Here is a 23,871-nt window from a genome sequence, read left to right as displayed (position 1 = left end):
TTTCTAGGTTAATTGATTCCCTATTTAGTGCGTCTAGCATAACACAGGCGCTATCATAGCGATATTATGTTGTAGGCGAGAATAGTAATTGAGGTTGAGTGAAATTAATGTCGCAGCTATTTTATTGTGGTTACACTATAGATTATTTTAACGCATCAACAGCATCTAAGGTACTTAGATAGACCTGCCCTGATAGCTCGCTAATCAATGGTGTATGACCGATGATGTCCATCACAGGACCCTTGATAAAGCTAAAATGTAAGCGCTTGTTCTGTAGCGCTAACTCGTAATTTAAAGTGCAAAGCATTTCTTGAGCAGTCAGATCTATATGATTGACGGCGGCCATAATCAAGATGATTTCATTGGCATCGGGATATTGCTGCATGGCATTGAGGATGCGTCGATGTACAGATTCACTATTACCAAAGAACAAACTCTCATCGATACGCAACATCAATAAATTGCTAAAAGTTACGACGTCATGGCGGTTGATATTACGAAAATGTCCTGTACCGCCCAACTGTCCAACGACAGCCACATGTGGCTTACTCGACTGCCAGATGAGACTGGCGAATGACACCATTAGACCAATGACCAGTCCCGTGTTTAGACCAAATATCAGGACACCGACGAACGCTGCCAAAAAGCTAGCACCATCTAAGCGATCGCGCTGCCATGCAGATTTCAACGTCGCAATATCTATCAGGCCAATGATGGAGGCCATGATAGTTGCGCCCAGTAGTGCATAGGGTAGTGGAGCAAGCGCATTGCTGAAGGCTATAAGCGCGGCAATCATCACCAGTACGGTGACGAGACTGGCTAGTGGAGTCTTCGCGCCGGAGTCGGCATTGATAGCCGTACGCGAAAAACCACCAGCAACCGCAAAACTTTGGAACAGTCCACCAGACAGGTTGGCCAGCCCAAGTCCAGTCAGTTCACGATTGGCATCAAAACTCTCACCACGCAAGCGAGCATAGGTGCTGGCAACTGAGCTGCTCGACACAAATACGATCAGTGCCATCAGTCCTGCTGTTGGCAATAGCTTTAGCGCCTCTTGTAGGTCTGAGATATGCGGTAACGTAAAGCTCGGCAGCCCCTGTGGAATACGACCGATGGTCGCGACACCATGTGTGCTCCAATGCAGTGCCATACTGAGTACGATAGCGATACCGAGTAGTATAAGCGGAAATAAGCGCTCTGCCCATTTGGCATACGACGATGATAGCCACGTCTGCCATATCCACTCACTTGCATAGCGATTGGCAACCAATAGCGCAAATGCGGTAATACCGATAGCTAAGGTTAATGGATGCAGCTGGCTGGCATAGCGTTGCATGGTAGATAGATACCCAATCAGACTATTGCCAGTGACTGGAATGTCGGTCAGATATTTGAGCTGACTGACAAATATAAGGACCGCTGCACCGCTTACAAACCCTGCGGACACGCCGCGACTGATAAACTGCATTATCCAGCCAAGTTTTAACCGTCCTGCTATCCACAGCAGTGCACCTACCATCAGTGCCAATAGGCTAGCCATCAGTGCGTACTGTTCAGTGCCTTGCTCAGCATAAGGCAGTAAGCCACTGGCTGTCATGATGGCGGTAATGGCAACAGGTCCTACGGCTTGCACGTTGCTAGAGCCGAGCCACGCATAAACGAGGACAGGTACGATCGCTGCATATAGGCCATAGACAGGCGGCAGTCCTGCAAGCACCGCGTAACCTAGGCTCTGCGGTATGACCAACACGCCCACCACTATGCCTGCGACGAGATCAGTCGGCAACGCTGAGAGCTGGTATTGACGCAGCCAAGCTGGAATCAGACGAGCGACGATAGAGGACATATCAATCACCACAGTAGATAGTACAAATAATTAAGCGAGGGCGGCGTTATTCTGCTTTGGCACAAAAACGTTGATACAGCAGATCGAGTACAGCTAGCGCATCCTCGCTTGCGATACTATAGTAAATTTGCTTACCTTCGCGGCGTGTGGCGACCAGCTCGTCTTTGCGCAATATACCCAATTGCTGCGATAAGCTCGGCTGTCCAACCCCGACCAAATCCTCCAGCTCACCGACGCAATATTCACCTTGGGTCAATTGACAGAGAAGAAGTAGGCGATCAGGGTGCGATAGCGACTTTAGTAGTTGGCTGGCTTGTAGCGATGCTTGCTGCATTTGCTTGGCAAGATCGGCAGGTACTAAATCTGCAGTATCAGATGACCCATCGTCAGTAGTACTGCGAGTAGGTGTACCTTCGGCTGAAATAGAAGTAGTCAGAACAAATTCCTTACATTAGAGGGTAACAAATGCCATGATTTTTTGAGCAATATATAGTTGATTATCAATGATATCACGCCACATAGCAAGTTATCATTAATTACATTATATAAATTGATAAATTGTATGTTGGTTGTTATATTGGTGGCATCATATAAGTCGTAGGAACGCATTATATACGACTGAATATCATACTTAAGGGTTAATTAAAGATAAAAATCCCTATGACCAAAATATGTATAAATAACTTATGTATAAATAATCAAAGAGGCCACCATGCAAGTTCATTCTTTTTTAGATAGCGATACAGAAACCTATACCCACGTCCTTGCTGATACTGAGCAAAAACTATGCGCCATTGTCGATCCTGTATTGAACTTCGATGCTAAGTCAGGCCGAACCAATACTAGCAGTGTCGATGAAGTGATTGAGTTTATACGTGAGCAAGATTGGGCGCTCAAGTATATTATCGAGACCCATGCGCATGCAGATCATTTATCAGCGGCCATCCATGTAAAAGAAAGTCTTGGCGGACAGTTAGTCATCGGTCAGCATATCACCGAAGTACAAAAAATCTTTAAGCAAATTTTCAACTTTGACACTAGTTTCCGCACTGATGCCAGCCAGTTTGATATTTTGACAGATGAAGGCGAGACCTTAGAGCTTGGCAACATTACTATCACTGCGATGTATGTACCCGGTCATACGCGTGCCGATATGGCCTATCTAGCCGCTGATGATGAAAAAACAGTGGTATTCGTTGGCGATACGTTGTTTGCGCCTGATGTCGGTACAGCGCGTTGTGATTTCCCAGGCGGCGATGCCAAAACGCTTTATCAGTCTATTCAGAAGCTGCTAGCACTTCCTGAAGATACCGTCATGTATCTGTGTCATGATTATCCAAGCAAAGGTCGTCAGCACTGCCCAACGACGACAGTAGCCGCGCAAAAACTAGAGAATATCCACGTCAAAGACAGTATAAACGAAGCAGAGTTTGTGCAGATGCGTGAGCGCCGTGATGCGACTTTAGATATGCCCCGCCTTATCATTCCTGCTGTACAAATCAATATCGATGCCGGACATTTCCCTGCGCCAGAGGACAACGGTACGCGTTATCTAAAAGTCCCGATCAACGTCCTTGGTGGATAAGTTAAACAGTTTAATAGATGAAAATCATTACCCGATGCAGCTCTACGTAAGTATCGTATGATTGATATCTATAAGAATGCTAACCTATAGACTGTCCATTTTTAGATGCTATGTATGACCACCTGCAAGCGCTAAGTGCGGCAATAACTGGAGAGAGCAATGAACCCTTACGAGCGCTATGTGTTGCCAAAGATGATAGATGTTGCCTGTAGTACGGGCAACGTGATGAAAGCGCGTTCCAAAATTGTTCCGCAAGCGCTCGGTAAGGTGTTGGAGATTGGCATTGGCAGCGGTTTGAATTTGCAGTTTTATGATGCTAACAAAGTCTCTTCTATTATCGGTGTGGATCCAGCGGCTCAGATGCAGTCGCTGGCTCGTGAGCGTGCGGCTGACATTGGCATTCAGGTTGAAGTGATAGCCGTCGATGTACAAGGTATCCATGCCGATACAGATCAATTTGATACGATTGTGATGACTTTTACCTTGTGTAGTATTGATGATCCAGTAGCGGCGCTTCGAGAAATGGCGCGCGTGCTAAAACCTAACGGTCGCTTACTATTTTGTGAGCATGGACTGGCACCAGACTCTTCTGTTGAACGTTGGCAGCATCGATTGACGCCTTTTTGGAAACCTATAGCGGGAGGATGTCATTTAGATCGCGATATTCCGGCGCTTATCAGAGAAGGTGGTTTTGCTATTGATGAGTTGAGCGAAGCGTATTTGCCCGGTCCACGACCGATGAGCTATGTGTATAGCGGTGTGGCACAGCAACTGACATAAAGGATAAGCCCAATTAACTATGCTAAAATTATTTACCAATCAACGCGACGATGACTATAACTACAGCAAGCAACGCAACTAGCTTTTATATAAAAGCGTTCATAAACAGTATTTGAAATAACAAAATAATTAGAATAGGAATTAAATAATGAGTGAGCAAAGTTTTCATCTAGTATGCCCACATTGCCAAGCAACCAACCGTGTACCTGCTGCACGATTAAGCGCTGCGCCAAAATGCGGTAAATGTGGTCAGCCATTATTGACTGCCAGTCCGCATGAGCTAAATGCGCAAACAGCCAATAAGGTTATCCAAAAAAATGATGTACTGACTATCGTGGATTTTTGGGCGAGTTGGTGTCAGCCTTGTATTATGATGGCGCCAGAGTTCAAGAGCGCTGCTAGTCAATTGCCACAAGTGGTCTTTGCTAAGGTACAAACGGATAAATACGAACAGGCAGCCGCTCCTTACAATATTCGCAGCTTGCCAACGATGGTTGCTTTTAGAAATGGTAAGGAAGTCGCGCGACAGTCGGGCGCGCTACCAAGTCATCAAATCATCCAATGGGTGCAAAGCTTACAGTCTTAGTATTAGTCAGGATAGATTGCTTATCATCCAAGCTATTTATCCAAGCGATTATGTTTTCTTATAAAAACCGTAGCAATAAAAAAGCCAATATGCGATCTGCATATTGGCTATTTACGTCTTTATCAAGTATAGATAAAACTAGAACTCACTCTCTGGGATAGAATATGTTTGCATATTACCATTTGAAACTTTGTACAAAGTCATTGTTATTTCACTGAACCTAGAACCATAAGCATCATCATATTCTTGTACCAGCATAGGCTCGGATTTAGATATATATCCTTGCTCAAGATCTTTATAACGTACGTCATAATTCCCAGCACTAATATTACGAATATTAAGTCCACCACCTCCCTGAATATAGAAGTAACGTACAGCTTGAGGTTACAAGCTATCTAGATAGTAAAGTTTGCCAAAGACAGCCTCAGAATTTTGACTATTATCGATAGTGAGAACAGATGCACCATCGTTGTTCAATTGCGGGTAACCAGCTACATAGCCAGCTGAAGATGGATAAAGTTCACCATTCGGGGCATGGGTTTTGTAACTTGTACTTGGTTCTTGGCTCAAATTATTATAAACAGGAAGACTTTCTGAAGAATCAGATATGGGAGGATAGTTTTCATAATCATCAGATTCCGCAGCAGCCTCACTTAGCTCTCTTGCAGCGTCCCCAATTTCTCTTTGTGCTTCAGCTAAATCGTCTGCTGCATTATAGGAGTCAGAATCATAAATATATGTGAATAACATACTCATTAAGAACAGTAATATAGCGATATAGAATAAATATTTAAGAATTTTTATAACTATAGGTATAGTTTGAGCTAAAAAATTACTTAGATATATTTTCGCATTACTAATAGATAAGGAATCTGGAATATTGATTACAACTACTTTATTTCGTCTCTCCCGATTTTTTGAATTATTATCTGCTTTGTTAGAGTAATCTCGTTCGATATTATCATTATACATATGCTCGTATCGACAAAGTAACTCATCATACTTACTACGCTCTACAGGATCAGACAATACAGCATATGATTCATTAAACTGTTGCATGATACGGTCTGCATCTGGATGGTTACTCTTATCTGGATGATATTTTTGAGATAGTGATTTAAAAGCGGCTCGTATCACCTCTGGAGAAGCATTCTTAGATACCATCAAGATATCATAGTGGGTAGGAAAGCTATTCATAGTTATATGATCTTATTAAATTAATACTATCCAATATGTTTAAGAAATTACTCACCATAAATCTTGATACCATTGGCAAAGCTACAACGCTGAATGCGTGCTGACTGGACAATTGCATCACGCTCACCGTAGAGACGTGATAATTTTGCATCACGTGCTTTGGTATTGTTGCTCTTGCCTAGACCAAAACTGATATTCGGCGAGATACCCCAGCGTCCTGCAGAGACACCAACACCGACGCCTGATGCCGATAGGGTAGATTGCTCGTTGCGAGCCGCTTCGACATAGCGGTTGACGCGAGTGTACTCTTGGCCAAGTGCTTGGCAATTATAATTTTGATAAGTACCTGGCGGTACATATTGCGGGGTGATGTTACCAGTAGAGGCACAGCCTGAGAGCGCAAAAATGCCAGCTAGTAGTGTCGCTGTCGTAAACGTTTTCATAATGGCTCCAGTGGCTAAGTGATTGTATTTATATCTATTTAAGATAGCAAAAATAGCGCAATTAAGATATTGAAAATCCGGTGGTGTATCAAAAAGTATGCTGGGGTAATAAAGGAAGGGTGACAGTCAAAGCAAGATGATATATTTGAGGTTATGAAGACACAAATACAGATCAATTGCCCCGACTGTCACAGTCTTAGTCTAAAGAAAAATGGCATAAAAAGCTATGGCAAGCAGAACTACCAATGTAAGGACTGCAAACGTCAGTTTATTGGCGATCATGCAGTAACCTATAACGGCTGTCACTCTAGAATAGAAGATCTCATACGACTGATGACTGTCCGAGGTTGTGGTGTTAGAGACATAGCCATCATTACCTCGGTGAGTATTGGTAAAGTACTTGGCACCATAGGCTCATCTGTTTATAAGATCGCGCCTAAGAAGCGCTATTATGAACGCTTAGAGGTTGATGAGTTCTGGACTTACGTGTATCGCAAGAAGCGTAAAGTCTGGCTCATCTACGCTTATGACCGTGCTACTAATGAGATTGTCGCTTATGTCTGGGGCAAACGTGACCTAAAAACGGCTAAGAAGTTAAGAGCACGTTTAAAGCAGCTTACAGTCAGCTATGATTCTATTAGTATGGACAACTGGGACAGCTTCATAACGGCATTTAAACCAGATAACAAACGAATTGGCAAACAGCATACGGTAGGCATAGAAGGCAATAACTGCCGTCTTAGACACCGACTAAAACGAGCCGTTAGAAGAACCTGTTGTTTCTCGAAGAAGCTCGATAATCACTTAAAAGTGTTTGATCTGGTGTTCTTTTATGTCAATTATGGCTACGTATGATGCCAGCATACTTTTTAGAACACCACCGAAAATCCATCGATGATGAAAAATTTTCGCATCATATCATCAACACACCGACAGCTTTCTAAAACGGTTGCTTATTAATAAAGCAAATCGCTTATTAAAATAAGTTTGCGGGCTTAGCAAAGGCAAGTATCACGATCCCGATATAAGCAACGGCAGCGATAAGAATACCTGTTTTTCTTTGCACTGGTGTCGCATCAACTTTAAACGCTTTAATACTTGAGCTAATAGCCGCGATAAGTAAGATGATTTTGGCAAACACCCACTGTACAGGAGCGTTGGCACCCATCAATTGCATTAGCATCATCGCACCTGACAGGATAAGCAGGGCATAGATAATATGAGTGGCTATTTTGACCACACGTGGTGCGCGGCGGTCTGCGCTGAGTACCAAGTAGCTTTGATATAAAAATAGCGCAACAGTCAGCGCTGCCATCAGCATATGTAGATGTTTCATTGAATATTGCTCCCTCTAAAACTGCAGTATATAGGCTAAGTTAGAATGGTTAGTTGCGATGCAAACATAATCATCTATTTGTTTTGACCAGCACATAATGGACTCGCAGGGCTTTGACCTTGCCATTCTGTCGGAGTATAGGCATGGATAGCGAGGGCATGTACTTGGCCGCCTTGTGAAGTAAGCAAAGGCGTGACTAAGCCGTATATCAGCTGATGACGCCCGACCAGTCTTTTGCCTTCAAATGCATCGCTAACGATAGTGAGCTTAAAGTGGCTTTCTTTACCTTCAAAGTAACCGGCATGCGACATCGACTCATTGATCAGTTCGATATGCTGCGGCTCTAGCGCCTGTAATTCGGCATGAAGTGCGTCGGCAGTAGGTGTGGTACTCATAACAATCCTTCAATGTATTTTGTGCAATTTGATTGGGCAATCTGCAAATAATATTTATCGGCATTATAACAGACACGATAAGCGGGATAGCATGCGATTGCCAAATTGACCAATTGCAAACCCTGCCGATTAAAATGCTTATCAACTACAATGCTTGTCAATTATAAAACCTGCAATGTCTGGCTATAACTAAAAAAGCAAAGCACAACGCTTTGGCTGTACTTTGCTTCTATGATATCTAAACTCGCACTGCTAAAGCATAAAGGTAGCTAATTAGCTACTCATTAGCGGCGCGACTGTTGATATAGAGGCGTAACTTTTGGCATTAATGACTGTAACTCTGCGATACGGCTGCTACTCGTTGGGTGAGTGCTGAGGAATTGTGGTGGCTCACCCTGGCTTGCTTTTTGCATTTTTTGCCACAAGGTAATAGCTGCCTGAGGGTTATAACCTGCACGTGCCATCAGCTCAAGACCAATCTGATCGGCTTCACTTTCTTGAGTGCGACTGTGGGGTAGGCTCAAGCCCAAATTACCCGCAGTACCTGCTAGCTCAGCCTGTCCTTGTGATAAGCCAAATATACTAGCAGCCAGACCGATACCAGTTTGGGTTGCATACTCGCGTGATAGACGCTCACGTGAATGCTCACGTAATGCATGAGATATTTCATGACCCATAATGGCAGCAATCTCATCATCAGTGAGGTTCAGACGATCGATGATGCCTGAATAAAACATAATCTTACCACCCGGTACCACAAAGGCGTTTAGATCGTTAGACTTGATGGTGTGTACTTCCCATTGCCATTTGGCTGCATCTGCGCGGTAGACGCCAACTTGACCAACCAAGCGATTCGCAATATTTTTTAAGCGGTTTAGCTGAGCAGTATTGGTATCTAGCACACCTTTTGATTTTGCGTCTTGTATTGTTTTGGCATAGCTTTGGGCAGATAGTGCTAGTACTTGCTCACTAGACACTAATAGCAACTGCTGACGATCAACACCAACTGCGCCAGAATTGGTAGTGCTGGTACAACCAGTTAAAGTTAGTGCTGACAACGAAGCGGCCATCACCGTCGTGGTTAATAACTTCTTCATAAAAATATCCTCTCTATAAGATGGAAAAACGTAAAGTCAAACAAGTTAAAAAATAGTGCAGCAGATATTGGAGCCGTGTTTATTAATCTTTTAGTAGTGCTCATTCATCCGCTTAAACAGTAAAAGTTTACCTTAACTGCCATTGGACATAAGTATAATAATGTTAACCACTTAAAACCAAGATAGGAAAAGTAACAATAAAGCGTATGATTGTAAGTGCGATATGTTTTTATTAGAGTGAAAATAGTGCGTTTTTCTTTTATCGATTGTCTTATGACCGTTATAAAGCTAAGGGAAGTAGATCTCAGACTTAAATCTCTATAATTAATGTGAAATATTTTTTATATTACCAAAATTAATTCCTGTTTTTAAATCAATTGCTTATGTGGATTTTCCCTGTAAAAAGGGTGTTTAGTTAAAAATATTAGAAATAAATTCTAAAAAAGGTGTTGACACCCACAGAATATTTGCTAGAATAGCCAGCCTATCGAGACGGAGTAGTTGTTAACAACGCTACGGATTGATACTAAGCGGGAATAGCTCAGTGGTAGAGCATAACCTTGCCAAGGTTGGGGTCGAGAGTTCGAATCTCTTTTCCCGCTCCAAATATGGCTTGAAAAAGCGCAAAAAGCCTCACTTCACAGTGAGGCTTTTTTTTATGTGTAAAATCTGTCCTAAGTCAGCTGATAGTGGAAATATAGAAAGCAAAAACTAGAGCTAATTATCAGCAAGACAGAGTCTAGCCATAATAAATACTGAAGAATTGACGCATAACTTAAATATTTGAGCAAATTAAACCTATAGCAACATAAGGGCATCCAATGCCACCAAAACCCCTCACATTAATCAGTGCCAAGCTCGCCTTTATCATATCCACCATCGTCATCGGTATCATGGGTATCACCATGATCGGCTTTGGCTGGGTGCCTCATCTGTCTCTTATCTTGGCTATCTGTGTACTACTGGCTATCGGTATGTACAAAGGTTTGAGCTTTGATGACATGCAAGCGCAAATGGCCTCAGGTGTCATGCGTGGTATCGGTGCCATCTATTTGTTCTTCTTTATTGGACTGATGGTTGCGGCTCTGATGATGTCAGGAGCGATTCCAACGCTTATGTATGTAGGCTTTCAGCTGATCTCACCTGAGTACTACTATATCTCTGCCTTTATCTTAACCTCTATTATTGGTATTGCATTGGGTAGTAGTTTGACGACTGCAGCTACCTTGGGCGTAGCCTTTATTGGTATGAGTAATGCCTTTGATGCCAATGTGGCGATAGCGGCAGGGGCAGTAGTATCAGGTGCGTTCTTTGGTGATAAGATGTCACCCTTGTCGGATACTTGTACGATTGCGTCCTCAGTCGTTGGTATTGATCTGTTTGAGCACATTCGCAATATGATGTATACAACCGTACCTGCATGGATACTGACGGTGATATTGTTTTGGATGTTTTCAGGACAGACGACCAGTTCTGATCTGAGTCAAGTGACCATGCTACAAGGACAATTGATAGACAGCGGTCTGGTACATGGGTATTCAGTACTGCCATTTGTGATATTGGTTGGATTGGCACTGTTTCGGGTTAATGCGATTTATACGATTATCTGTACTATTGCTGCGGCACTTATCATTACTTATGTACATAGCTCACCAAGCTTTGGACAGTTGGGCGGCTATCTGTTTGCAGGCTATGCCCCTGCTGAGTCATTAGAGTTAGGTGAGGTAGGTGGTATGCTGTCGCGCGGCGGTGTACAGAGTATGTTCTTTACTCAGGCGATTGTGATACTGGCATTAAGCTTAGGTGGTCTGTTGACGGCACTAGGTATTCTGCCAGCACTGTTATCTGGTATTAAGGACACACTGACGACATCAGGACGAGCGATATTCGCGGCAGCGATGTCGGCACTAAGCATTAACGTGCTGATTGGTGAGCAGTATTTGAGTATTCTATTGTCTGGTACGGCCTTTCGTTCGACGTTTGAGCGTCTGCACCTACATCCTAAGAATTTATCTCGGACGATTGAGGATGCAGGAACGGTGATTAATCCGCTGGTGCCTTGGAGTGTCTGCGGGGTGTTTATCAGTCAGGCATTAGGGGTGCCAGTATTGGATTACTTACCTTATGCGTTCTTCTGTTATTTGTCACTGCTATTGACGCTACTGTTCGGGTTTACAGGGCTGACGATTAGTCGGGTTAAAGAGGGGAAGGTGACCCAAAATCAATAGCAATTGATATCGTTAGGAATAATAAGAGTGTTGATTAATACTGATCCCAGTACGGATTATCACCGAATTGCTCGGCAATAAAATCAATCAAGTAACGACAACGCTGCGACAAAAAACGATTCTTTGGATAAACAGCATAAGCCGTTAGGGTTGGCAATTGATAGTGTTGGAAGACAGGTACAAGCTCGCCCAGCGCCAGTTGTTTATAAGCAATAAAAGTCGGTACAAAGGTAATCCCATGACCTTTAACTGCTAAGTCCACTAAAAACTCACCATTGGTGGCTTTGATTTTGGCATCTATCGTACGATGATGACTTCTGCCTTCAGTATCCACCAAGTTTATACTATTGGTTTGACCGAGACTGTATTGCAACAGCGCATGGTTGTCTAAATCGTCTAGCGTCTCAGGCATGCCCATTCTTGCCAAATAATCAGGACTGGCGCAAATCACACAACGAATCAATGCCAACTTTTTTGCTTGATAGCTAGAATCTTGTAGCTCTCCGATTCGAATGGCCAACTCATAGCCTTCTTCAATCAAATCGATACGTCGGTCAGAAAAATCCAGATCGAATCTCAGATTGGGATGTTTATTGGCGTATTTATCAATCACATCGTTCAGATGCATGAGTCCAAAGGACAACGGCGCTGTCATCTTCAATGTGCCTTCAATACGCATGGGAGCGTCAGTAGCATGCTCATTGACAGCGTCAACTGCACGCAAGATATTGTTCACTTGCTGATAATATTGCTCACCAGCTTGCGTCAACTTAGATTGGCGGGTAGTACGGCTGATTAATTGACTGCCTAAACGTTCTTCCAATTCTTTGAGTCGGCGACTGACGGCTGATTTTGCAATATTTAACTGCTCAGCCGCTTTGGTAATACTACCTGCCTCAACAATGCGTACAAACATCGCCATGTCTTCTAATTGACCCATTATCGATGCCTCATGATTGTTCTAATAAAAAGAATAGTTATTTGCATTTATGTCTGTTTATCTCTATATAGTCAACAATTATAATAGATACATTGTTCAATCACGTGAATTAATAACAAATATATAGATAATAAACGTATGGACAGTTAAGGATAAATAATGAAAACGATCTATCATGCAGCAGACTCACGCGGTAATGCCAATCATGGCTGGCTAAAAAGCCGTCATACCTTTAGTTTTGCCAATTACTATAATCCTGAGCGTATGGGCTTTGGTGTTTTACGTGTCATCAATGATGATTTTGTCATTGGTGGTCAAGGGTTTGGCAAGCACTCACACCGTGATATGGAAATTATCAGCATTCCTCTAGCTGGCAAACTTGCGCATGGCGATAGCATCGGTAATGAGGGCATGATTGAGACGGGTGAGATCCAAGTCATGTCAGCGGGCACAGGCATCACTCATAGTGAAATGAATGGCAGTCGTGAAGAAGCTGTGAGATTTTTACAGATCTGGGTCATGCCAAATAAAATGAGTGTTGCTCCTCGCTATCAGCAAGTGCACATGGGGACCATCATGACGCCCAATGAATTCAATCAGGTGCTATCACCAAATGCAGATGATGCAGGGGTTTGGATTCATCAAGATGCTTGGTTCAGTATGGGAGAGTTTGATGAAGGCGTGACGCAGACCTACCAACTAAACAATCCTAATAATGGTGTTTATATTTTTGTGATTGCAGGAACAGTCGTGATAGACGGTAACATTTTGTTTACTCGAGATGGCCTTGGGGTTTGGGATACTAAGCACTTCACTATGGAAGTGAAAGAGGCGGCAAAAGTATTGCTGATGGAAGTGCCGCTTTCTATGTAGATCACGGATGAGCACCGTAGCATCGTTCGTTCGCTCGACTAACCGCATACAGATCAAGAGGTGCCACATGACGATTAGAACTCTAGAGCCACGATCAACGGAGGTTGGTGGTGTTCCTATCGCACGGTTATTACCCAATAAAGGCAAACAACCGATTGGCGCATGGTGCTTTTTGGATCATGCAGGGCCAGCTGAGTTTGCTCAAGATGATTTAGGTGTCCAAGTTGGGCGCCATCCGCATACCAATCTACAGACGTTTAGCTGGATGATTGATGGTGAGATTTTACACAAAGACAGCTTAGGTAGCGAGCAAGTCATTGCCAAAAACCAAGTCAACCTCATGACAGCTGGTACAGGATTGAATCAAGGTATTAGCCATACAGAGCAAAGCGTTTTTTTGGACAGTGCTGACTCAGATGTTGCTCACTCAAGCGTCACTGCACGTAGTATCAATATGATACAGCTGTGGATTGCTTTACCCACTGACCAGCAGATTGAACGCAGTTTTCATCATTACCCAGAGCTGCCAGCATGGACTGAGGGCAACGTCGAGCTGATTCTGACCACGGGCAGTTACAAATCAGCATCTGGTGAGCACCATCAAGCGCCAACGTTGCAGTACTCAAAGATAGTTGGTATCGATGTACATTTTTTAGAAGATGGAGACGTCACGCTGAATTTGGAGGCGAGCTTTGAGTACGGTATTTTAGTGGTTGTCGGTACGCTAGAGTCTGAAGGTCAAGTATACAAGAAAGACCAGTTATTGCGCTTTGATCATGATGACATGATCGACAAGACTTCTATAAAGCTGGTAGCAAACAAGGGCACACGTTTGATGTTCATTGGTGGGGAGCCTCTAAGCAACCAAGTATTACTGTGGTGGAATTTTGTCGCTGACAACAAAGAGGAGCTCAAGCAATCGGTCATTGATTGGAACAATGGTCATGAGCGTTTTGGTGAAGTGGATTCTAATATGCAGCGTCTGGTGGCACCAGAACTACCCAAAGGCTTCAAAGGCTAATTATCAACACGAAAAATTTATTAATCTATTTTTCAAAGGTAATCATCATCGTTAAGTTTTTTTACAAAAAATACATGGGGTTTCAGGTAAATTGTTCCGATAATAGCCCACATAAATAAACTGTTTTATAACGACTTGTTGATCACAAGATCGACAAGGTCTATCAACCCAGAGCAAATCATTCCTACAATAATATGGAGAAGTACGATGTCAGAACTAAAAGACTTACAGCAATTAGCAGAAAAGCGCCGTTCTATCTATGCACTCAGCGACCAGTTGCCAGTATCTAACGATGAAGTCGTAAAAGTAGTTGAGCATGCTGTCTTGCATACACCATCATCATTTAACTCGCAATCAACGCGTGTCGTTGTGTTATTCGGCGATGATCATCACAAACTATGGGATATGACTGAAGATGTACTACGTGCAATCGTCGGTGATGAAGAAGCGTTTAAATCTACTAAAGACAAAATTGCTGGCTTTAGAGCGGGTGCTGGTACGGTATTGTTCTTTGAAGATAAAGCAGTGGTGAGAGGCATGCAAGAAGCGGCGCCTTTATATGCTGATAATTTCCCAATTTGGGCAACTCAGACCAACGCAATGCATCAATACGTCATCTGGACGGCGCTAGCAAGCATTGATGTCGGTGCGAACTTGCAGCACTATAACCCAGTAATCGACCAGAAAGTCGCGAGCACTTGGAACATCGATGCAGATTGGGAACTAAAAGCGCAAATGGTATTTGGTAAGATTGAGCAGCCAGCAGGCGACAAAGAATTCAAGCCACTTGATGAGCGTATGAAAGTATTTGGTGCTTAATGTTGTTGTTTGAGAATAGACAACCTATGGCCTTGCTTAGGAAGTTTGCTAAATAAACTACAGAGCACGTAAAAAACGTCACCCAATCATCGGGTGGCGTTTTTTTATGAATAATAAATATTAAAGACAGTACAGCTACACTGGATGTTTGCAGAACTGATGCGACAATTTAATGATTATTTACGTTGCATCAAACTGTTGGCGACCCATGCTGGACCGATTAATAAAAACTGTAAATCTTCAAAAAACGAGGGTTTTTTGCCTTCGATTTTATGACCAATAAACTGACCAATCCAAGCAACGACAAATACTGCCGCCCACGCTTTGAATCCCCATGGCATTGCCGCCATGACCGACAGACAAATCAGAATAAACAGCCCCATTGCCAAAAATAGCGGCGTCGATAAGCGTATATAAAATAATAAGACTAATGCGCTCAGTACGAGAGTAAACCATACAGACAGCGACATTCCCATCCCCAACAAACTCACAAAAATCGTCGGCACACATAGCCAATGGATTTTCTTATTAATCAGGTTTTGGTGACTGACCGCATACTCACTGAGCCACTGCTCAAGCGTGCGTTTGGACATTTTGGGTTGACGAGACATACTAACCTCCTTGTTAGTAAATGAAATAAGACGCTGACATGCGCTATCAATTTAAATATTAACATGCGCAATTAGTACCAGTTGTAGCACTAATTGCGCGTGTCTGCCATGTTATCTGATAGACGGCACAGTCAATTTCGCTCGTACTATTGATGCTATATCAGCGAAATTTTATTCAAACTCCCAAGGGTTCTTTTCTACAAGAAACACATTATCCTTGCTCGCTGCGATGCCATTCATAAAGGCCGATAAAGGCGTTTACTTGATACACCATAGTCTGAATAGCAAAGATATAGTTGCCAGACATGAGGTTCACGATGAGCCAGACAAAGTTGACGATGATCCATAACCACCAGTTAAACGAATAACGCAGAATCATCGCTGCCTGAGCGGTAATAGACAGCACAAAGGCAATCACATTAATCCAAAAGAAAGAGATAAATCCCAAAAACAGACTACTATCATCCTCTACGACCGCATAGCCGTAGCTCGCTAATAAATCATTTATCGTAGGAAAAAGGGCAAGGCCAATGACGATAAATGCAGCGGTGATTAACCAAACAGCTTTACTCGCTGACTTGGGTATCATGTCGCCATCAGGGTCGGTGTGCTTCGACCAATAAAAAATACCGTAAACATGGGTAAAAAAGTTAAATAGTGGAGCAAGCATTAAGCCTACTGCACCAGACGTTGCCTGTACGATAACCTCCCCTGCGGTTGCCCCCATACCAAAGCCATTGCCCATGACATTTTTGCGAAATGACAGCGAGACCACGCAAACCAAACCAATGAACGAGACCGCTAAATAAAACCAATCGAGCGTGGTATGGTCGGTGGTGAGCCAAAAACCTGCGGATAAGGCAAACACACCGCAAATAAACCAAACGATGATCCATTGCATCGACCATTTTCCGGTGATGTTATCCAGTAGCTGAATACGCATAAATTTTTCCTCTAAAATTGATACTGATTTCAATATAGTGCTAACGACAACATAATGTTAACTGCAACGCGCTAGCTGAATAAATGATGATAAATAGGGCACTCTTTGATGCCTCTTATAATGTTTTGCCATAGATATGCTGATCGATAAATTGCAGTGCTTGCTGATAACGAGCATCGTAATCGGGCTGGTCAATCATATGCGGCGCGATATCGTGATGAGCAAAAATATCTAGCAAGCGCTGCTCGAACCGTCCACGTGCTTCAGGCGTACCTAAAGAGCGCATGCCGTCATCAACCCATGGCGTATTGTTATCGAGCATGATGGTGTGGTCTAAACGAAACTCATCAATACAAGCAGCCACAAAGGGATGCGTGCGACCCTCATACTCTTCACAAAATGCTTGCGTAGTGACAAAGTCAGTATCAACGATGGTGATAGGGGCAGTCGCACGGGCTTTGGCTTCTCGGATTGCCTCAGCATGATCAAGACAAATAGGGCCATAATCACTGTACTGTAATCCAACCTCGCTACCGCCCAAATCCGTACCGACATACAGACGACCCATCTCTAAGGCAAAGCTGGCACCATAATAATTGGCCAGCTTATGTACCAGCGTTGTCTTGCCTGAGCTTTCACCGCCGACGATAGCGACAGTCTTGGTATAGTCGACGCGGGCTTGTGGGTGAAGTGCTGACCAATGGGCAACGGGATCACGCGCAATCGCATAAGAGTCAAACTCAGACTGTAGCGGCGTAGTAACGACTGGCAAAAGCAGCTGCTCTTGTATGTCATTGCGAGTGAGCGGATGGTTGTCTGCCGTAAACAATACAGTCTCTGCTGATAGTGATAAGGCGTCTATCAAACGTTGCAATTTGGCATTACTAGCAGCGACATCGATACTGACATCATCGCTAATGTTATACAGATGTTCGTGCAGCGGTAGCTCGATCTCATGAGTAGTATGGATATGAATAAATGGCAAGTCGGCACAGGCCATCTGTAGCCAACGCGCTTTGTCTTGTAAGGTGATAGTAAAATCTGGATGAGGCGATGGATGCGCCATAATAACGATATGTAAGGTTTTGGCTTGTCCTGCTGCATCCAATATACTACGCATCTGCCCTAAATGCAGCGGCTCGAAATGTCCAATCATCAATCCAGTGTCGTACATAGTTATCCTTATTATTTTTGGGGCTGTAGTAGATAAGCACTATGCTAGACTACTTTTATGAAGATAACCCGTTGTAAACTAAGTAAAAAAGCACAGCGAAGGCTGTTAGAGTTTTTTACGGCTGAAGTGACTGCTAGAACAGCCGCAGATTTGCTTGATATTCAGCCTAATACTGCTGCACTTTTTTATCATAAAATAAGACTTGTGATAGATTACCATCTCTCATTAGAAGCTGATGAGCTTTTTGATGGTGAGGTCGAATTAGATGAAAGTTACTTTGGCGGTGTACGCAAAGGCAAAAGAGGTCGCGGGGCAGCTGGTAAAACCGCTGTATTTGGTATTCTAAAACGAAACGGTAAGGTTTATACCATTGTCGTAGCAGACACCAAACAGACTACCCTAATGCCTGTTATTAAGCGTAAAATCAAGCCTGACAGCTTTGTTTATACGGATAGCTATCGAAGTTACAATGCATTAGATGTGAGTGAGTTTAAACATTTCAGAGTCAATCACTCTATAGAGTTCATTTGCGGTAAGAACAATCACATCAATGGCATTGAGAACTTCTGGAATCAGTCCAAACGAACACTCAGAAAGTATAATGGGATTAATAAGAAGAACTTCCATTTGTTTTTAAAAGAGTGCGAGTTTAGATTCAACTATGGCTCACCATCTAATCAGCTGAAAACCTTGAGAAAATGGTGTGATATTTAATCCTTATCTACTACAGCCCCTTATTTTTTTATTCTAATCTCAGTGTTCTATGTCTATTCCAAAAAATACGGTCGATGCTGTCTAAGTTGAATGATCCAAACTAGACGTCTATCAAGATCCAAATCAGAAATCTATTAAGAATCGTAATACTAACCATGTTCTTTACTTCTACTATTCTTCATAAAGGTATTCTTATCTAATAGTTGAGCACTGTCCTAGCTTTCATCATAGAATATCTGAAATATGAGTTGCTTATCAGCATGGTATAAAGCTTTTGGAGGATTTGCAGGTGGGTTATTGTAAAAATACGGTATATCGCATGTACACGGAATCGCACGTTTTTTAATTGAGGATTTTCTAACAGAGCAAAGTTGGTTAGCTAAAAATTTATCCGGACTATCAAAATTTTGACTCGATTTTGGCGTTATCAAGTGAGCTTATCTCTTTGATTAAATTAAAAATAACAAGATATGTGAAGCCAGATTGCAAGGTTATAGCAACAAAGATGATTTTGAAACATTTTGAAATAACTATTTAAAATCAGGGGCTTGCATGGTGCTATGACAGATTAGGGTAAGCTTGAGTAGCATAAACTCACAAAGTACAGCTATACCTTCAACAGATAAATCCTGAATTATTGATATACTGATTCGTAAGTTAGCAAAGCAAGCTAATGTTTTAGCTAAATACGTAAGACAATCAGAAAAATAGAATAAAAAAATAAACAAGAATAGAAAATAGAGAGGTATTTGATTTGGCTAAGTTAGCAAAATTACATCGCTCACCAAACAATCGCATGATAGCAGGTGTGATGGGTGGCATTGCAGAATATGCTGGTTGGTCGCCAACATGGGTGAGAGTATTATTCGTAATTATCTCATCGTTGAGCGCAGCTGTACCGGGCATTTTGATTTATATCATCCTATGGATAATTATGCCAAAAGCAAATAGTCAGTCTTATCAATAATAGGAGCTTGATAGTTATTTTTAAAATTAGCTTTTTTAAAATTAGGTTTTCTGAACCAGTTAAAGAGCGAGATTTAAGTTAGACGTAGTGCTAAAAACAGTAGACCTCCAAAAAATAAAAAGCCTGATCAATCAGGATGCCCAAGATACAATTTTCCTCCTGCCCGAATGCTAGCGCATTTGGGTATTTTTTTATTTATTGTATTAGTGCGACTTCTATGATGATTTGCCTGAAAATATGCTATACAACTGAGGTTTTGTGCTCGCTATGCAAATTTAGTTGATGTAAATATGGATAAAATAGTCAATTTTTAGTAAGGTGAGCAGGCAGATAGAGTCGTTGCCGAGTAGGTCGCGCGAGCGCTATCAGAGATTTATTTAATAATACTCATTTCACAGTGGCTTTACTATGAAAACCGAAACTATGACATCCCAAGCGATAACCCCGATGACACAAGATAAAGACTCTCAACCGATGACTTTTCAAGATTTAATCTTAACTTTGCAAAATTATTGGGCCGATAAAGGCTGCGTTGTATTGCAGCCCTACGACATGGAAGTCGGTGCAGGTACTTTTCATACCGCGACGTTTTTGCGCTCGTTAGGTCCTGAGCGTTGGAATGCAGCGTATGTACAGCCATCACGTCGTCCTACTGACGGGCGCTATGGTGATAACCCGAACCGCCTGCAGCATTATTATCAGTTCCAAGTTGTATTAAAGCCGAACCCACCGAACATTCAAGAGTTGTATTTGGACTCACTACGAGCCATTGGTATTGATCCATTGGTGCATGATGTGCGTTTTGTAGAAGACAACTGGGAGTCGCCAACGCTTGGTGCGTGGGGACTTGGTTGGGAGATTTGGCTAAACGGTATGGAAGTCACGCAGTTCACGTACTTCCAGCAAGTCGGCGGTATTGAATGTTTCCCAGTCACTGGCGAAATCACTTACGGGCTTGAGCGTTTGGCCATGTACGTACAGGGCGTCGATAGCGTTTATGATTTGGTCTGGGCAGACGGTGAGTTTGGTCGCGTCACGTATGGCGATGTCTTTCATCAAAACGAGGTCGAGCAGTCTACCTATAACTTTGAGCACGCTGATGTGCCGATGATGGGTGAGATGTTTGATTTTTACGAGCAACAAGCAGACAAATTGGTCGATGCAGGATTGCCATTGCCAGCTTATGAGATGGTATTAAAAGCATCTCATGCGTTTAACTTGCTTGATGCACGCGGCGCTATTTCAGTGACTGAGCGTCAGCGTTTTATCCTACGTGTGCGTACGCTTGCTCGTAAGGTTGCCTTTGGTTATGTCGAAGCTCGTGCCAAATTGGGCTTCCCATTGGCTGATGAAGCCCATCGTCAGGCAGCGCTTGATAAGTACTTGCCAAAAGAAGATGATTAAAGCAGCTATATAGGGATAAAAATATGGTCTTAAAAAATATATTTAGAAAAATAGCTCTTCTGCCATTATTAGGACTAAGTTTTAATGCATACGCAGTGCCAGGATATTGGTCATATCATAGTGTTATGTTAGGCGCAGGGCAGTACCACTTACAAAATGAAAGTAATAATTTATTAGTAGTTAATTGTGCGACAGAGGATGAGTTAACTGGTGACAATTCTGTTGAATTTTATAAAGTCGCTTACGCAGAGATGGTTGAAAGTGATTCAGATATTTTATCCACTTGGGACGACTGGAGACATGATAAGCTAAGTTTTCTGTTTGATGATAAGGTTTCGGCGATGCCTACATCTGAAAGTAAAAGTAGAGAGGGTTCAAATTCTTGGAGAAAGTTTATTAATGGTATATCGGCAGCTAAAAAAATTGATGTTTTCAGTCATAATAAAAAAGTTGCAACTTTCCATGCAAGAAATATAAATAGTGACGATTTTTCGGATATTAGCTCTACTTGTGCTTCCCTAAATTAGGTAATTGATCTCAGTGTAATAGAGCATTGAGAATATAATTTTTCTACTTTCTTGATCTATTCAAATCCATGTGGATTTATTTATTTGATAAAATTTATAACCTCTTATAAAAGCAGAGAACATCATGACCACTATTTTATTTGAACTGGGGTGTGAAGAACTACCTCCAAAAAGCTTAAAACCACTACGTGACGCATTACAAACAAGCGTTATTGAGCAATTGAACGAAGCAGAAATCAGCTTCGATAGTATCAAAGCTTTTGCTGCACCGCGCCGTTTAGCGCTACAAATTCAGGGTATTGGTGATAAGCAGCCAGATCGCAGCGAGCAAAAACGCGGTCCAGCGATTAAAGCAGCGTTCGATGCAGAGGGCAATCCAACACGTGCGGCCATGGGTTTTGCCAAAGGTTTGGGTATTGAAGCTAGCGAGCTAACGACCATCAAAACCGACAAAGGTGACTATGTCGGTTTTGAGCAGACTATCCGTGGCCAAGCGACCACTGAGTTACTGCCTGCTATTTTTCAGACCGCGCTAGATAATTTGCCGATAGCCAAACGTATGCGTTCAGGCGATAGCCGTAACGAGTTTGTGCGTCCAGTACAGTGGGCGGTATTGATGCAGGATGATACTGTCATTGATGCCACTATCCAAGGTCATCAGACTGGTACACAAACACGTGGTCATCGCTTCCACAGCCCTGACTACCATAATATTGCTCATGCCAATGATTATGAAGAATTACTAAGTGGTTTAAAAGTGGTGGCAGATTTTGATAAGCGTCAAATGCTGATCAAAAACCAAGTAAAAGCATTGGCAGATGAAGTTAATTCTGATGCCATCGTACCGCAGGATTTGTTGGACGAAGTCACCGCATTGGTCGATTTCCCAATTGCGCTACGAGCAAGCTTTGAAGCGCGCTTTTTACAAGTACCGCAAGAAGCGCTTATCTCGACCATGCAAGCGGATCAAAAGTATTTCTGCTTAACTGATAAAACTGGCAAATTGCAGCCGTATTTCATTTTTATTACCAATATTGAATCAAAAGATCCTAACCAAATCATTGAAGGTAATGAAAAAGTCGTGCGTCCACGTTTGGCTGATGCAGAGTTTTTCTTTTTACAAGATCAAAAGCAGCCGTTGTTTGCACTCACAGAAAGCCTAAAAAATCGCGTATTCCAAGATAAATTGGGTACGATTTGGGAGAAGTCTGAGCGTATTGCTAAGCTTGCTGCGTTTATCGCCACGTTGATGCAGCAGCAGGGTCACGATATCAATGTCGATGAAACCGTACGTGCGGGCATTTTGTCTAAAGCAGATTTGGCCAGCTCGCTTGTCGGCGAATACCCTGAATTGCAAGGTATCGCAGGTACTTATTATGCGCGCCTAAATGACGAGCCAGAAGCGGTCGCTGCCAGTTTGGAAGAGCAGTATCTACCTAAGTTCAGTGGCGATGTATTACCACAAACACCGATTGGCATTTGCTTAGCGTTAGCTGATCGTTTGGATACATTGGTTGGTATTTTTGCGATTGACCAAGCACCAACAGGTTCAAAGGATCCGTTTAGCTTACGTCGTTCTGCTATTGGTATTCTACGTATTTTGATCGAAAAGCAGTTGCCGATTAACCTGGTAGCGCTCGTTGAGCAAGTGATTAAAGGCTATAGCGATGCTGAAGGTAGCAAGATCGCCAAAATGGGTGATACTTTTACCCAAGTCATGGCATTCCTAAACTCGCGCTACCGTGCGATGTATACAGAGCAGGGTGTTAGCGTCGATACGATTCAAGCAGTGCAAGCGATTAACCCACATATGCCGCTTGATTTTGATCAGCGTATCCGTGCAGTTCAAGCATTTAGCGAGCTATCACAAGCGTCGATGTTGGCTGACTCAAACAAGCGTGTTGCTAATATATTGGCCAAGTCAGAAGTAAGCGTGGCTGATACAGTCGACGAAGCGCTACTGTCTGAATCTGCTGAGCAAAACTTATATGCAAATGTGAAGCAAGCACAGACAGTGGTACAACCATTGCTAGAGCAAGCGGACTATACGCAAGTATTGCAAACGCTGGCTAGCCTAGATGAGCCGTTGACCCAGTTCTTTGATCAAGTAATGGTCAACAGTGAAGATGCTGCGCTTAAAAACAATCGCTTGGCATTGCTAAAGCAGGTTCGCGCCTTGTTCTTGACGGTAGCTGATATTAGTGAGCTACAGCTGTAACTCTGCTAAAATCTGATAGTTACTTTAACCTGATTGTTGCTTTAACTTGACGGTTACTTTTGATAAAAAACCTGGCTTATCATGGCCAGGTTTTTTTGTTGTACAGTTGACTGATTTGTTAGTAGGTTTATCTAGTGGATATAACCAGTTAGTTAGCGCAATCAGTA

Annotated in this window: 24 protein-coding genes and 1 tRNA gene; 14 read left to right on the top strand and 11 right to left on the bottom strand. The window is 42.7% G+C overall.

Going from position 1 to position 23,871, the window contains the following annotated elements; genetic code table 11:
* Positions 1–142: 142 nt before the first annotated feature.
* Both ACS8FA_RS26485 and ACS8FA_RS26480 read right to left on the bottom strand, forming a co-directional pair.
* Positions 143–1,846 (bottom strand): SulP family inorganic anion transporter, encoded by a 1,704-nt coding sequence (locus ACS8FA_RS26485; protein WP_439266362.1) that lies wholly within the window; start codon positions 1,844–1,846, stop codon positions 143–145.
* A 46-nt stretch (positions 1,847–1,892) separates the two neighbouring features.
* Positions 1,893–2,180: an ArsR/SmtB family transcription factor gene (locus ACS8FA_RS26480; protein WP_057761516.1), complete on the bottom strand. Its 288-nt coding sequence runs from the start codon at positions 2,178–2,180 to the stop codon at positions 1,893–1,895.
* Between the two features lie 378 nt (positions 2,181–2,558).
* Here ACS8FA_RS26480 and ACS8FA_RS26475 point away from each other — a divergent pair, with 378 nt between their 5' ends.
* The 3 genes from ACS8FA_RS26475 to trxC all read left to right on the top strand — a co-directional run bounded on the left by ACS8FA_RS26475 (position 2,559) and on the right by trxC (position 4,797).
* The gene (locus tag ACS8FA_RS26475; RefSeq protein ID WP_439266364.1) at positions 2,559–3,431 is read left to right on the top strand and encodes an MBL fold metallo-hydrolase; all 873 of its coding nucleotides are present in this window, start codon (positions 2,559–2,561) and stop codon (positions 3,429–3,431) included.
* 159 nt (positions 3,432–3,590) lie between these two features.
* Entirely contained in the window at positions 3,591–4,211 is a 621-nt protein-coding gene (locus tag ACS8FA_RS26470) for a class I SAM-dependent methyltransferase (RefSeq protein WP_439266366.1), read from the top strand.
* A gap of 148 nt (positions 4,212–4,359) precedes the next feature.
* On the top strand, positions 4,360–4,797 hold the full coding sequence (gene trxC, locus ACS8FA_RS26465) for a thioredoxin TrxC (RefSeq protein WP_102091852.1): 438 nt from the start codon (positions 4,360–4,362) through the stop codon (positions 4,795–4,797).
* Positions 4,798–5,181: 384 nt separating this feature from the next.
* Here trxC and ACS8FA_RS26460 read toward each other — a convergent pair whose 3' ends face one another.
* Complete coding sequence (locus ACS8FA_RS26460) at positions 5,182–5,994, bottom strand: J domain-containing protein (protein ID WP_439267497.1); 813 nt, start codon at positions 5,992–5,994, stop codon at positions 5,182–5,184.
* A gap of 47 nt (positions 5,995–6,041) precedes the next feature.
* Complete coding sequence (locus ACS8FA_RS26455) at positions 6,042–6,437, bottom strand: hypothetical protein (protein WP_439267499.1); 396 nt, start codon at positions 6,435–6,437, stop codon at positions 6,042–6,044.
* Positions 6,438–6,590: 153 nt separating this feature from the next.
* Here ACS8FA_RS26455 and ACS8FA_RS26450 point away from each other — a divergent pair, with 153 nt between their 5' ends.
* The gene (locus ACS8FA_RS26450) at positions 6,591–7,292 is read left to right on the top strand and encodes an IS1 family transposase (RefSeq protein WP_520758224.1); all 702 of its coding nucleotides are present in this window, start codon (positions 6,591–6,593) and stop codon (positions 7,290–7,292) included.
* 121 nt (positions 7,293–7,413) lie between these two features.
* Here the strand turns inward: ACS8FA_RS26450 and ACS8FA_RS26445 are convergent, their stop codons facing one another.
* From ACS8FA_RS26445 to ACS8FA_RS26435, 3 genes are all read right to left on the bottom strand, one after another.
* A complete protein-coding gene (locus ACS8FA_RS26445; protein WP_102094089.1) occupies positions 7,414–7,773 on the bottom strand; it encodes a SirB2 family protein in 360 nt (119 codons plus the stop codon).
* Positions 7,774–7,847: 74 nt separating this feature from the next.
* Positions 7,848–8,168 carry a BolA family protein gene (locus ACS8FA_RS26440; protein WP_439267415.1) on the bottom strand — a complete coding sequence of 107 codons (321 nt, stop codon included), beginning with the start codon at positions 8,166–8,168 and terminating at the stop codon, positions 7,848–7,850.
* 284 nt (positions 8,169–8,452) lie between these two features.
* Complete coding sequence (locus tag ACS8FA_RS26435) at positions 8,453–9,265, bottom strand: M48 family metallopeptidase (protein ID WP_341610406.1); 813 nt, start codon at positions 9,263–9,265, stop codon at positions 8,453–8,455.
* A 530-nt stretch (positions 9,266–9,795) separates the two neighbouring features.
* Here ACS8FA_RS26435 and ACS8FA_RS26430 point away from each other — a divergent pair.
* A tRNA-Gly gene (locus ACS8FA_RS26430) sits at positions 9,796–9,870 on the top strand.
* Between the two features lie 216 nt (positions 9,871–10,086).
* The gene (locus tag ACS8FA_RS26425; protein ID WP_439267413.1) at positions 10,087–11,493 is read left to right on the top strand and encodes a Na+/H+ antiporter NhaC family protein; all 1,407 of its coding nucleotides are present in this window, start codon (positions 10,087–10,089) and stop codon (positions 11,491–11,493) included.
* Positions 11,494–11,527: 34 nt separating this feature from the next.
* Here the strand turns inward: ACS8FA_RS26425 and ACS8FA_RS26420 are convergent, their stop codons facing one another.
* Positions 11,528–12,433: a LysR family transcriptional regulator gene (locus tag ACS8FA_RS26420; RefSeq protein ID WP_101205745.1), complete on the bottom strand. Its 906-nt coding sequence runs from the start codon at positions 12,431–12,433 to the stop codon at positions 11,528–11,530.
* A gap of 159 nt (positions 12,434–12,592) precedes the next feature.
* Here ACS8FA_RS26420 and ACS8FA_RS26415 point away from each other — a divergent pair, with 159 nt between their 5' ends.
* The 3 genes from ACS8FA_RS26415 to ACS8FA_RS26405 all read left to right on the top strand — a co-directional run bounded on the left by ACS8FA_RS26415 (position 12,593) and on the right by ACS8FA_RS26405 (position 15,146).
* Positions 12,593–13,306, top strand: a complete 714-nt coding sequence (locus ACS8FA_RS26415) for a pirin family protein (protein ID WP_238069864.1) — start codon at positions 12,593–12,595, stop codon at positions 13,304–13,306.
* Between the two features lie 67 nt (positions 13,307–13,373).
* On the top strand, positions 13,374–14,327 hold the full coding sequence (locus ACS8FA_RS26410; RefSeq protein WP_439267410.1) for a pirin family protein: 954 nt from the start codon (positions 13,374–13,376) through the stop codon (positions 14,325–14,327).
* Between the two features lie 207 nt (positions 14,328–14,534).
* A complete protein-coding gene (locus tag ACS8FA_RS26405) occupies positions 14,535–15,146 on the top strand; it encodes a nitroreductase family protein (protein ID WP_058025043.1) in 612 nt (203 codons plus the stop codon).
* 176 nt (positions 15,147–15,322) lie between these two features.
* On the opposite strand, the gene ACS8FA_RS26400 is transcribed toward ACS8FA_RS26405, so the two are convergent.
* From ACS8FA_RS26400 to nadR, 3 genes are all read right to left on the bottom strand, one after another.
* The gene (locus ACS8FA_RS26400) at positions 15,323–15,757 is read right to left on the bottom strand and encodes an Mpo1 family 2-hydroxy fatty acid dioxygenase (RefSeq protein ID WP_071003023.1); all 435 of its coding nucleotides are present in this window, start codon (positions 15,755–15,757) and stop codon (positions 15,323–15,325) included.
* A 211-nt stretch (positions 15,758–15,968) separates the two neighbouring features.
* Positions 15,969–16,700 (bottom strand): nicotinamide riboside transporter PnuC, encoded by a 732-nt coding sequence (gene pnuC, locus ACS8FA_RS26395; RefSeq protein WP_439267407.1) that lies wholly within the window; start codon positions 16,698–16,700, stop codon positions 15,969–15,971.
* A gap of 115 nt (positions 16,701–16,815) precedes the next feature.
* Entirely contained in the window at positions 16,816–17,874 is a 1,059-nt protein-coding gene (gene nadR, locus ACS8FA_RS26390; protein ID WP_439267405.1) for a multifunctional transcriptional regulator/nicotinamide-nucleotide adenylyltransferase/ribosylnicotinamide kinase NadR, read from the bottom strand.
* Between the two features lie 57 nt (positions 17,875–17,931).
* Between nadR and ACS8FA_RS26385 the strand changes: the two genes are divergently transcribed.
* The 5 genes from ACS8FA_RS26385 to glyS all read left to right on the top strand — a co-directional run bounded on the left by ACS8FA_RS26385 (position 17,932) and on the right by glyS (position 23,704).
* A complete protein-coding gene (locus ACS8FA_RS26385) occupies positions 17,932–18,588 on the top strand; it encodes an IS1595 family transposase (RefSeq protein WP_045455674.1) in 657 nt (218 codons plus the stop codon).
* Positions 18,589–19,342: 754 nt separating this feature from the next.
* Positions 19,343–19,555 carry a PspC domain-containing protein gene (locus tag ACS8FA_RS26380; protein ID WP_057761485.1) on the top strand — a complete coding sequence of 71 codons (213 nt, stop codon included), beginning with the start codon at positions 19,343–19,345 and terminating at the stop codon, positions 19,553–19,555.
* Between the two features lie 423 nt (positions 19,556–19,978).
* The gene (gene glyQ, locus ACS8FA_RS26375) at positions 19,979–20,959 is read left to right on the top strand and encodes a glycine--tRNA ligase subunit alpha (protein WP_439266866.1); all 981 of its coding nucleotides are present in this window, start codon (positions 19,979–19,981) and stop codon (positions 20,957–20,959) included.
* Between the two features lie 23 nt (positions 20,960–20,982).
* The gene (locus tag ACS8FA_RS26370; RefSeq protein WP_439266805.1) at positions 20,983–21,486 is read left to right on the top strand and encodes a YfjT/YkfB family phage-associated protein; all 504 of its coding nucleotides are present in this window, start codon (positions 20,983–20,985) and stop codon (positions 21,484–21,486) included.
* A gap of 124 nt (positions 21,487–21,610) precedes the next feature.
* Positions 21,611–23,704 carry a glycine--tRNA ligase subunit beta gene (glyS, locus tag ACS8FA_RS26365; protein ID WP_439266807.1) on the top strand — a complete coding sequence of 698 codons (2,094 nt, stop codon included), beginning with the start codon at positions 21,611–21,613 and terminating at the stop codon, positions 23,702–23,704.
* The last annotated feature ends 167 nt before the right edge of the window (positions 23,705–23,871 follow it).

Source organism: Psychrobacter sp. 1Y1, assembly GCF_051847395.2.
Taxonomy (GTDB): domain Bacteria; phylum Pseudomonadota; class Gammaproteobacteria; order Pseudomonadales; family Moraxellaceae; genus Psychrobacter.
Note: the sequence above shows the minus strand (reverse complement) of the source record. Positions and strands in the feature narration are given on the sequence as shown.